The sequence below is a fragment of the Microbacterium sp. T2.11-28 genome, assembly GCF_950097975.1.
GTDB lineage: Bacteria > Actinomycetota > Actinomycetes > Actinomycetales > Microbacteriaceae > Microbacterium.
Window position 1 is genome coordinate 998475 of record NZ_CATNHF010000001.1, and the last position, 10692, is coordinate 1009166.

Annotated in this window: 10 protein-coding genes and 1 tRNA gene; 5 read left to right on the top strand and 6 right to left on the bottom strand. The window is 71.1% G+C overall.

Annotated features, from left to right (window positions below; all coding sequences use genetic code 11):
• Positions 1-9 precede the first annotated feature (9 nt).
• Positions 10-975, bottom strand: coding sequence for a ketose-bisphosphate aldolase (locus QQZ13_RS04890; RefSeq protein ID WP_284527983.1), 966 nt, complete (start codon positions 973-975; stop codon positions 10-12).
• A gap of 142 nt (positions 976-1117) precedes the next feature.
• Here QQZ13_RS04890 and QQZ13_RS04895 point away from each other — a divergent pair, with 142 nt between their 5' ends.
• The 5 genes from QQZ13_RS04895 (at position 1118) to QQZ13_RS04915 (ending at position 6706) form a co-directional block, all read left to right on the top strand.
• On the top strand, positions 1118-2512 hold the full coding sequence (locus QQZ13_RS04895) for an FGGY family carbohydrate kinase (RefSeq protein WP_284527985.1): 1395 nt from the start codon (positions 1118-1120) through the stop codon (positions 2510-2512).
• A complete protein-coding gene (locus QQZ13_RS04900; RefSeq protein WP_284527986.1) occupies positions 2505-3641 on the top strand; it encodes a LacI family DNA-binding transcriptional regulator in 1137 nt (378 codons plus the stop codon). The genes QQZ13_RS04895 and QQZ13_RS04900 overlap by 8 nt, the downstream gene beginning before the upstream one ends.
• A 109-nt stretch (positions 3642-3750) precedes the next feature.
• Positions 3751-4803 carry a substrate-binding domain-containing protein gene (locus QQZ13_RS04905; protein ID WP_284527987.1) on the top strand — a complete coding sequence of 351 codons (1053 nt, stop codon included), beginning with the start codon at positions 3751-3753 and terminating at the stop codon, positions 4801-4803.
• A 167-nt stretch (positions 4804-4970) separates the two neighbouring features.
• The gene (locus QQZ13_RS04910) at positions 4971-5963 is read left to right on the top strand and encodes an ABC transporter permease (RefSeq protein WP_284527988.1); all 993 of its coding nucleotides are present in this window, start codon (positions 4971-4973) and stop codon (positions 5961-5963) included.
• A complete protein-coding gene (locus QQZ13_RS04915) occupies positions 5960-6706 on the top strand; it encodes an ATP-binding cassette domain-containing protein (RefSeq protein ID WP_284527990.1) in 747 nt (248 codons plus the stop codon). The genes QQZ13_RS04910 and QQZ13_RS04915 overlap by 4 nt, the downstream gene beginning before the upstream one ends.
• A 58-nt stretch (positions 6707-6764) precedes the next feature.
• On the opposite strand, the gene QQZ13_RS04920 is transcribed toward QQZ13_RS04915, so the two are convergent.
• From QQZ13_RS04920 to QQZ13_RS04940, 5 genes are all read right to left on the bottom strand, one after another.
• Positions 6765-6855 (bottom strand) — tRNA-Ser (locus QQZ13_RS04920).
• Positions 6856-6907: 52 nt separating this feature from the next.
• The gene (gene deoC, locus QQZ13_RS04925; RefSeq protein WP_284527991.1) at positions 6908-7573 is read right to left on the bottom strand and encodes a deoxyribose-phosphate aldolase; all 666 of its coding nucleotides are present in this window, start codon (positions 7571-7573) and stop codon (positions 6908-6910) included.
• 38 nt (positions 7574-7611) lie between these two features.
• Positions 7612-8643, bottom strand: coding sequence for an ABC transporter permease (locus tag QQZ13_RS04930; RefSeq protein WP_284527992.1), 1032 nt, complete (start codon positions 8641-8643; stop codon positions 7612-7614).
• A complete protein-coding gene (locus QQZ13_RS04935) occupies positions 8640-10145 on the bottom strand; it encodes a sugar ABC transporter ATP-binding protein (protein ID WP_284527993.1) in 1506 nt (501 codons plus the stop codon). Before QQZ13_RS04935 ends, QQZ13_RS04930 begins: the two co-directional genes overlap by 4 nt.
• Positions 10142-10692, bottom strand: a 551-nt coding sequence (locus tag QQZ13_RS04940) for a sugar-binding domain-containing protein (protein ID WP_284527994.1), incomplete at its 5' end; no start/stop codon positions are given. The genes QQZ13_RS04940 and QQZ13_RS04935, both read right to left, overlap by 4 nt.

The following is a 10692-nucleotide window of genomic DNA, read 5'->3' on the forward strand; positions in this document are numbered from 1 at the left end:
GCGGTCCGCTCAGCGGTGGCGGTAGGACTGACCGGCCTGGCCGAACACCTGCATCCGATCGGCGACGATGCGCTGCATCGCCTCGCGGCCGGGCTTGCCGTAGAGGGCCGGGTCGACGCCGATGCCGTCGGCGTCGAGATAGGTGCGCACGGCGGCGCTGTGCGCCATGTGCGAGTCCATGCCCTGGTTGATCTTGCGGATGCCGAGCTTCGTCGAGCGCGCCTTCTCGGTCTCGGGGACGCCCCAGGACTCGGGGAGCCTGCCGCCGTGCGCGTTGATCGTCTCGCGGAGGTCGGCGGGAAGCGACGACGAGCCGTGCATCACGAGGTGCGTGTCGGGGATCCGCGAGGCGATCTCCTCGATGAGGTCCATGCGCAGCACGGTGCCGTCGGGCGGGCTCGTGAACTTGTAGGCGCCGTGCGAGGTGCCGATCGCCACGGCGAGCGCGTCGACGCCGGTCTGGGCGACGAAGCGCTCGGCCTCGTCGGGATCGGCGAGGATGATGGCCTTGCTGCTGGCGCCGCCGTCCTCGGAACCGCCGATCGTGCCGAGCTCGCCCTCCACCGAGACGCCGCGGGCATGGGCGTACTCGACCACGCGGCGCGTCACCTCGACGTTCTCCTCGAACGTGGCGGGGGTCACGTGGTCGCGCATGCTCCCGTCGATCATCACGCTCGTGAAGCCGGCGCCGATCGCCCGGACGCAGTCGTCGTACGAGGCGCCGTGATCGAGGTGGAGCACCACGGGGACGTCCGGGTAGTTGCCGATGAGGCCGACGAGCGCCTGCCAGAACAGCTCGTCGCGACCGTGGACGGAAGCCCCCGCGATCGTCTGCACGATGACCGGGGAGTCGGTGGACGCCGCGGCGTCGAGCACCGCCTCGGCCTGTGCGAGATCGGTCACGTTGAAGGCTCCGACACCGTAGCTTCCTGCGCGTGCGGCATCCAGCGCCGCCCTGAGAGTGATGAGAGCCAAGAGCCCGTCCTCCGTTCCTCCTGCCCGTCTGCAGCGACGGGCGACAATTTCTGACAACGGTAGACAGACTAGGTGGCGGGTGTTAGTTTGTCCATCGATGGACAGAGATTGTCCGCAGAGTCGAGGAAGACGAGGAGTGAGGATGCGCGACGAGCTGCTGCTGGGCATCGACCTGGGCACGTCGTCGATCAAGGCGAACGCGATCGACCGTCACGGCCGCTCCCTCGGAATCGGCGTGGCACCCACGCCCTTCGCCGCCGGCGCCTTCGGGGTCGAGATGTCCACCGACGCGCTGTTCGCCGCCATCCGCGCCGCCATCGAGGACCTCGGCGTCCTCGCCACCCGCATCGCCGCCGTGGGCGTGGCGAGCATGGGCGAGACCGGGACCGCCATCTACGCCGACGGTCCGAGCGACCTCCCCCTCGTGGCCTGGCACGACGAGCGCGGCGGCGAGATCGTCGACGAACTGCTCGCCGAGTTCGGCGAGGCGGAGATCCATCGCCGCACCGGCCGCCAGGCGCGCAGCGTCACGAGCATCGCCAAGCTCGGCTGGCTCGCCCGCAACGGCTACGACGCGCGGGGCACCTGGACCGGCGTGGCCGGGCTGACGGTGTGGCGCCTGACGGGCGCCCTCGCACAGGAGCAGTCCCTCGCCGCCACCAGCGGCGCCTACGACCCCACCCGCGGCGAGTACGACCGCGAGATCCTCGCCCACGTCGGGCTCGACTCCCTCGTCTGGGCTCCCGCGCGCATCGCGGGAACGGCGCTGGGGCACGTCTCGGCCGAGGGCGCCGCGTGGAGCGGCCTGCCCGCCGGCATCCCCGTCACGATCGCCGGTCACGATCACCCGGTGGGCGTCATCGGCGCGGGCGGCGACCGCAGCGAGGTGATCGATTCCATGGGCACCGGCGAGCCGCTGGTCGTGTCGTGGACCGCGGCGCCCGATCTGCCCCATCCGGCCTGGCCGGGACAGCTCGGCGACCTGACCGTGACCGCCTGGCCGGGCACGCCCCGTCACATGCTCCTGTGGGAGACGCTGCGTCCCGGGCTCGCCACGCGCCACCTGCAGCGGGCGCTGCGCGTCAAGCGCGACGACATCGAGTTCCGCGCCATCCGGGTGGAGGCCGAGCCGCTGAGCCTCGAGACGCTCGTCGCCATGCAGGACGGCCGGATCCCCGCCGAGGTGCTGGAGCTGCCGGCCGAGGAGGCCTGGGCGGCGACGCTCGAGGGCTACGCCTCCGCCTCCGCCGACGCCGAGGCGCGCCTGCGCGAGCTCAGCGGGGTGTCGGGCCCCACCCTCCTCATCGGCGGCGGGCTGCGCAGCCGGCGCTGGGTCGAGGCGAAGCTCCGCCGCGCACGGCACCCGCTGGCGATGGCGTCCGAACGCGAGGCGGTCTCGCGCGGCGCGGGCCTGCTGGCGGGGGTGGCGGCAGGATGGTGGACACCGGAGCAGTATCCGCCCGCCGACACCGTCCCGCTGTCGACCGTCGTCCCCACGTCAGATCCCGAGTCTCAGGGCGCCCTGCGCCGTGGCTGAGAGAGGAGCCCCGCTCTATGCGTACGTCATCGCCGTCTGGGTGGTCATCATGAGCGCCCCCACCGACGCCGGGACGCCGCGAGGCCTGCGCCGCCCCGCGCGGCTGGTCGACCTCGCCGAGCACGCGGGCGTGTCGACCAAGACGGTCTCGCGCGTCCTCAACGGCGAGGCGTACGTGGCGCCGGCGATGCGGGCGAAGGTCATGGCGGCCGTGGACGAGCTGGCCTACGTGGGAGACGCCGCCGCCACGGGGCTGCGCACCAAGCGCTCCGGCTTCATCGGCCTCATCATCCCCGACGTGCGCAACGGCTTCTTCGCGCTGCTGACCCGCGCGATCGAGGAGCGGCTGGCCCCGACCTCCCCCACGCTCCTGCTCGGCGACTCCGACGAGGAGGCGGATCAGGAGGAGCGCTACCTGCGCACGTTCCGCCAGCAGCGCGTCGACGGGCTCATCGTGCTGCCCAGCGGGGCGCCGAGCCTTCCCGACGCCGTCTCCGAGATCCCCACCGTGATCGTCGATCGCACGGTGCCCTCGGTGCGCAAGAGCGCCGACCACGTGCTCGCGGGCAATCGCCGCGCCGCCGAGCGCCTGGTCGGCCACCTCGTGGCCCACCACGGCCTCTCGCAGGTCGCGCTGCTCGCGGGAAACACCGCCGTCTCGAACGTGCGGGACCGCCAGAGCGGCTACACCCGGGTGATGAACGCCGCCGGGCTGGACCTGCACGTGAGCGCCGGGCACACGACCCCCGACGACGCCGCCGCGGGCGCGCTCGAGCTCTTCTCGACGCTGACGCCGCCGTTCGGCGTGTTCACCACCAACAACCGCATGTTCTGGGGGGCGATGGCGGCCATCGCCCGGCTGGGGCTCCACATTCCGCGCGACGTCCTGGTGACCACGATCGACTCGATCGGGGAGGCGACCGTGACGGGCCTGAAGCCGACGCAGGGCGTCATCCCGGTCCAGACCGTCGCGGCGAAGGCGATGAAGCTCCTGTCCGAGCGCACGGAGGACCCGACCCTGCCGCCGCGCAACGTCAGCGTCGACATCGACATCGAGTTCGGCACGACCTGCGGCTGCATCCCGCTCACGCGGGCGCCGCTGATGATGGGGCCGCTCGCGGGCCCGTGACACTCCCGTCGGCGACGGACGGGTCAGCTGACCGCAGTGTGCCAGCAAAGCGAACACTGCGGCCAGCCGCGTCGCACCAGAGAACGAATCACACACTCGAAGGAGAGACATGACCACGATCATCAGGAAGCGGACCGCGGGAGCGGCCGCTGCGACGGCGACAATCCTAGCGCTGGCCCTCGCCGGCTGCGCGGGCGCCGGCGAGCCCACCGGCTCGGAGCCGGGCGCCTCGGAGCCCGGTGCCGGCGGAGGCGGCAAGATCGCGTTCGTCATCAAGCCGCTGGACAACACCTACTTCGGCGCCATGGCCGAAGGCGCCCAGGCCGCCGCCGACGAGGCGGGCGTGGAGCTGACCGTCGTCGCCGCCGAGAACGTCACCGACGACTCCGGGCAGGCCTCGAAGCTGAACGCCCTCGTCACCGCCGGGTACGACTGCTACGTCGTCAACCCGACGAGCCAGACGAACCTCCTCACCGGTCTCGTGCCGGTGTCCGAGGCGGGGACGCCCATCGTCAACCTCGACCTGCCCATCGATCTGGACGCCGCCGCCGACGCGGGCGTCGACGTCACGACGTACGTGGGCACGAACAACGAGACCGCGGGCGCCGCGGGCGGCGAGGCCATGCTCGGCCTGGTCGACGAGGGCTCGCAGGTGGCGCTCATCGGCGGTCTCGTCGCCGACCCGGGCAACATCGCGCGCCTGGCCGGCTTCGAGAAGGCCGTCGAGGGCAAGCTGGAGATCACCCAGACGGTCGCCGCGGACTTCGACAAGGCGAAGGCCAAGAGCGCGGCCGCGACGATCCTCATCGCGAACCCCGACATCAAGGGCTTCTTCACCCCGTCGGGCGACATGGCGATGGGCATCCAGCAGGCCGTCGAGGAGGCCGGCAAGACCGGCGAGGTCGCCGTCGTCGGCATCGACGGCACGAAGGACCAGCTCGCCGACATCGTCGCCGGGGGCCAGCCGGCCGCCATCGAGCAGTTCCCGTACCTGATGGGCGTCCAGTCGGTGCAGGCGTGCGTGGCCGCGATGGGCGGAGCGGACATCCCCGACAACGTGGAGACCCCGGTCCTCATCGTCGACAAGGACAACGCGCAGGCGGCCCTCGACGCCTTCCCGGCACCGCCGGAGGGCTTCGACGTGCCCAACCCGTTCGAGTAAGCCGACCCCGGTGGGGGGGGGGGGGGCCGCCCCCCCCGCCCCCCCCCCCCACCCCCCCCCCCCCCCCACCCACACCCNGCCGACCCCGGGGGGGGTGGCCGGTCCGGCCCGAGCGGCCGACCCGTCCACCCCCGACCACCCGAGACCAGAGACGGGGATCCTCACCCATGACAACCCAGACACCCACCCGCACCCGCCCGAGCGTGGACGAGGCGGCCCAGGCCGTCCGCCGCAGCCTGACGTCGGAAGAGACGTGGATGAAGCTCGCGGCACCGGTCGCGCTCATCGTGCTCGCCGTCGTGCTCGGCTCGATCAACCCGAGATTCCTGTCATGGCCGAGCATCACGAGCATGCTCGCGGATGCCACCATCCCGATCGTGCTGGCTCTCGGCGCCACCTTCGCCGTGACCCTCGCGGGGATCGACCTGTCGCTGGCGGCCACGGTCGCCCTCGGCAGCGTCACCCTCGCGACGGCCTACCAGTCGGGGCTTCCGCTGATCGCATGCTGCGGGATCGCCCTGCTGACCGGCCTGGCCGTCGGCGCGATCAACGGCACGTTCATCGGCTGGGTCAGGATTCCCGACTTCATCGTCACTCTGGGCACGCTCAGCGTGGTGATGGGGCTGAGCCTCATCATCTCGCAGGGCAAGCCCGTGCAGATCCCCGAGCGTGCGCTCACCGCCATCAGCACCGCGAACATCGGCGGCATTCGCATCAACTTCCTCATCGCGATCGCGATCGCCGTCGTGCTGCACGTCGTGCTGTTCCGCACGAGGTTCGGCACCCACCTGCTCGCCGTCGGCGACAACCCCGATGCGGCGAAGGCGATGGGACTCAAAGTGCCGCGCATCAAGCTCGCCGGCTACATGATCTGCGGCGGCATGGCGGGCGTGGGCGCGATCATGCTCACCTCGTACATCGGCTCCAGCCAGCCCGCCACCAACACCGATTACCTGCTGAAGGCCATCGCGGCGGTCGTGCTCGGCGGAGTGAGCCTGTTCGGCGGACGGGCCACCATCTACGGACCGGTGATCGGGGCGATCCTCCTCACCTTCCTGCAGTCCGGCCTCACGCTGCTCGGCGTGAGCGCCTTCTACTCGCCGCTGATGATCGGCATCGTCGTCATCGCCGCGGCCACACTCATGAGGGGGCGGAAGTGACCGACAAGATCGTCGTCGAGAACATCCACAAGTCGTTCGGCAACGTCGACGCGCTCAAGGGCGCGTCGCTGACCATCAAGGCGGGCGAGATCACCGCCATCGTCGGCGACAACGGCGCCGGCAAGTCGACGCTCGTCAAATGCCTCACGGGCCTGTACACGCCCGACGAGGGAGAGATCCGCATCGACGGCGAGCCGGTGCGCTTCTCGTCGCCGCGCGACGCACGCGACAAGGGCATCGAGACCGTCTATCAGGACCTCGCCCTCAGCGATCAGCTGAGCGTCTGGCAGAACATGTACATGGACCGGGAGCTGGTCGCCGGCGTCCCGGGATTCCGGTTCCTCCGGCGCGGGGAGATGAAGCGGCGCGCCGCCGAGCTCGTCGCCGACCTCGCCGTCAACGTGCCGGGCGTCGGCCGGTCGGTGAAGCGGCTGTCGGGCGGACAGCGGCAGGCGGTCGCGATCGCCCGCGGGGTCATGTGGGCGAAGAACATGATCATCCTCGACGAGCCGACCGCCGCGCTCGGCCTCAACGAGACCGCGCAGGTCGAGGCGCTCATACGCCGCGTCGTCGAAGGCGGCAAGACGGTGCTGGTCGTGTCGCACAACTTCGAGCAGGTCAAGCGGCTCTCGCAGCAGGTGTGGGTCATGCGCGGGGGCCGCGTCGTGGGCGGCACCCGCACCGAGGAGGTGACCGGCGAGCAGCTGGTCGGCATGGTGACCGGCGCGGTGCGCACCGTGTGAGACCGGCAGCGGAAAGCGAAGAGCGCCACCCCGAGTCGGGGGTGGCGCTCTTCATCTGTGGCGGAAGTGACAGGATTTGAACCTGCGATACGGGAGAACCGTATACATGGATTCCAGCCATGCTCCTTAGGCCGCTCGGACACACTTCCAAGGATCGATCCTACCAGGATGCGATCCCGGCGCCGTCACGGGGCCGGGCCGTCAGTAGTCGCCGGCCGCGTCCTCGGCGTTGACGATCGCCCGCGTCGACGACAGCCCCAGGCGCGTGGCACCCGCCGCGAGCATGGCTTCGGCCTCCGCGCGGCTGCGCACGCCTCCGGACGCCTTGACCTCGAGACGGTCGCCGACCGTCTGCTTCATGAGCGTCACCGCGTGCACCGACGCCCCGCCGGCGGGGTGGAAGCCCGTGGAGGTCTTGACGAAGTCGGCGCCCGCCGCCTCGGCGGCGCGGCACACGGCGACGATCGCCTCGTCGGAGAGCGCCGCCGACTCGATGATCACCTTCAGCACCGTGGGGGCGGGCACGGCCTCGCGCACGGCGCGGATGTCGGCCTCGACGGCGTCGAAGGCGCCCGCCACGGCGGCTCCCACGTCGATCACCATGTCGATCTCGTCGGCGCCCTGGTCGACGGCGAGCGCCGCCTCCGCCGCCTTGATCGACGAATGGTGCTTGCCGCTCGGGAACCCGACGACCGCGGTGAGCAGCAGCCCCTCGGGCACATCGACCGGAAGGGCCGAGGGCGAGAGGCACACGCTGTATGCGCCGAGCTCGGCCGCTTCGGCGACGACGGCCGCGACATCCGCCGGGGTCGCCTCGGGCTTGAGAAGGGTGTGGTCGACGAAGCGCGCCAGATCCTGCGTGGTCATCTGATCTCCTGGGTGTCTCGGGATGCCGTCGGAAGACGTCATCGGGCGACGGCCGCGGCGCGGCTGTCGAGGAAGCGGTTCAGGATCAGGGCCAGCACGAGGATCACGCCGGTGGCGATCATCTGGACGAACGAGCCGATCCCGAGCAGGTTGAAGAGGTTCTTCAGCACCGACAGCAGCAGCACGGCGATGAAGGTGCCGCCGACGCCGCCGCGGCCTCCGAAGAGGCTCGTGCCGCCGAGCACCACCGCCGCGATCGCGTCGAGCTCCGCGCCCTGGAACGCGGTCGGCTGGCCGATCGTGAGCCGGCTGGTGAGGAGGATGCCCGCCAGCGCGGCCGTCAGCCCCGAGAAGCCGAAGACGGAGGCCTTGATCCACTTCACCGGCACGCCCGACAGCCGCGCGGCCTCCTCGTTGCTGCCGACCGCGTAGACGTACTCGCCGAACGTCGTGTAGCGGAGGATCAGCCCCGTGATGATGGTCACGGCGATGAAGATGACACCCGTGAGCGGAAGGATGCCGAGGTAGCCGCCGCCGATGATGGTGAACGCCTCGGGCAGGTTCGACCCCGCCGGCCGGCCGTCGGTGAGCGTGTAGGACCACCCGCGGACGGCGGTGAGGCCCGCGAGCGTGACGATGAACGCCGGCAGCCGGATCCATGCGGAGACCGCACCCATCAGCAGGCCGACGGCCACGCCGACCGCCAGCGCGGCGAGGATCGCGAAGGCGATGGGCACGGACCCGTCGAGGAGGACGGCGACGATCATGCCGCTCAGGGCGGCGACGGAGCCGACGGCCAGATCGATGCCCGACGTCAGGATGACCAGCGTCATCCCGATCGCGATGATCCCGGTGAGGCTCGACTGCTGCAGCAGGTTGGCGAGGTTCCGGGTCGTCAGGAACTCGGGGCTGAGGAGGGCCGCGATCGCGCAGATCACGACGAAGACGATGAGCAGATTGCCCTTGATCAGCCACATCGATCCGCGCTGGCGCCACGTCGGGCGCGCCGCGAGCGTCTGCGTCGAGAGGGTGGGCGGTTCGACCGCCGCGGTCGTCGGGGAGTCGTTCATGATGCCTTTCCGCTGATGATCGCGTGGCTGATGTGTTGTTCGGAGTCGATGAGCGGGTCGAACTCGCCCACCTTGCGTCCCTCGTGGAGGACCACGATGCGGTCGGCGTTCGCCATGAGCTCGTTGAGCTCGCTCGAGGCGACGAGCACGGCGGCTCCCCCCTCGGCGAGCAGGCGCACCTGGCGGTACAGGTCCGCCTTCGCGCCGATGTCGAGACCGCGGGTCGGCTCGTCGAGAAGGAGGATGCGCGTGTCGCGGGCGAGCCACTTCGCGAGCACCACCTTCTGCTGGTTGCCGCCGGACAGGAGGCGGATCTCCTGGTGCGGACTGGCCGCCTTGACGGAGAGCTGCTTGAGGATCGGCCCGGTGCGGCGCTGCTCGCGCTCGCGCGGGAAGAGCGCCGGGCCGCCGCGGAGCGCCGCGAGACCGGCGTTGCGGGCGACCGAGAGGCCGAGCAGGAGCCCCTGGGTCTTGCGGCTCTCGGGCACGAGTCCGAAGCGGTGCCGCACGGCGTCGCGGACCGAGCCGATCCTCACCGGACGGCCGAAGACGCGCAGCTGCATCTGCGCCTTCTGCGCTCCGAAGACCGAGGCCAGCAGCGTGGTGCGCCCCGCGCCCCCGAGGCCGGCGAGTCCGAGGATCTCGCCCGCGCGCACGGACACGTCGCGGACGTCCAGCACGCGCGGGATGGTGACGCGATCGATCTCCAGGGCGAACTCGCCGTCGAGCGTGCGCCGCTCGCGGTGCTCGGTGAGCTCGCTCTTCTTGTCGCCGATCATGTCGGAGATCCAGCGCTCGGGGTCGGTGCCCGCCACGGGGTACTTCGCCGCGTTGACGCCGTCGCGGAGCACCGTGATCCGCGATCCGATCGCCTCGATCTCGTCGAGGCGGTGCGAGATGTAGATGACGGCGCGCCCGTCGGCGACGAGGCGCCGGATCACCTCGTACACCTTCTCGACGTCGGCCTCACCGAGGGTCGCGGTCGGCTCGTCCATGACGATGATGCGCGCGTCGGTCGTGAGAGCCCGTGCGATCGCCGTGAGCTGCTGGTCGGCGATGGGGAGGTCGGCCACCCGCGCGTCCGGCGAGAAGGTGGCGCCCACCCGGTCGAGGTACTCCCGGGCAGCCTGGCGGCGCTCCCTGCGGTGGACCACACCGCCGGTGCTCGGCGAGTGGCCGAGGAACAGGTTCTGCGCGACGGTCAGGTCGGCGAACAGGTCGAGCTCCTGGTAGATGACCGAGATGCCCGCCTTGATGCCGTCGAGCGGATGGGAGAACTGCACGGGCTCGCCGTCGATGCGGATCTCCCCGGAGTCCGGGATGTAGCTGCCGGCGAGGATCTTCATGAGCGTCGACTTGCCCGCGCCGTTCTCGCCCAGCAGGCAGTGCACCTCCCCCGCGTGCACGTCGAGGTCGACGGAGGCGAGGGCGACCGTGCCCGGGAAGGTCTTGCGGATGCCCCGCATCTGCAGCAGGGGCGGCGGGGCCTCGGAAGTCGTCATCGGTTCTTCTCCTCGAGCAGGTAGGTGGCGGTCGCCTCGTCGGTGACCAGCACGGAGCAGTAGTTGTTGGCGACCACGGCGAGCGCGACGGCCCGCTTGGCGGCGCCGCTGATGACAGCGATCGCCGCATCGGATCGGCGGAGGTCGTCGAGGGTGAGACCCAGGGTGCGCTCGTCGAGCTCGTGGTCGACGATGTGGCCGTCGGAGTCCACGAACCGCCCGACGACGTCGCCCACGGCACCCTTCTCGGCGAGCTCCCGCATCCGTGCCGGGGCGAGGTATCCGCTCGTGACGAGCACCGAGGCGGGCGTCACGGGACCGGCGCTGAAGACGAGCGCCGACGCGGCACGCGCCCTGTCGAGGATCGGCGCCACCATGCGGTCCGCCTCGATCGCCCGTCGCGTCGAGGCGTGCTCGAGGATCGCGGGGCTCGGGAGCAGGGTGACCACGCCCCCGGCCTTCTGCGCGATCGTGGTCGCCGTCGCCGACGCCATGCCGACACGGCGGTTCACGGTCACGCCGCCGTTGATCTGCACCACCTCGATGC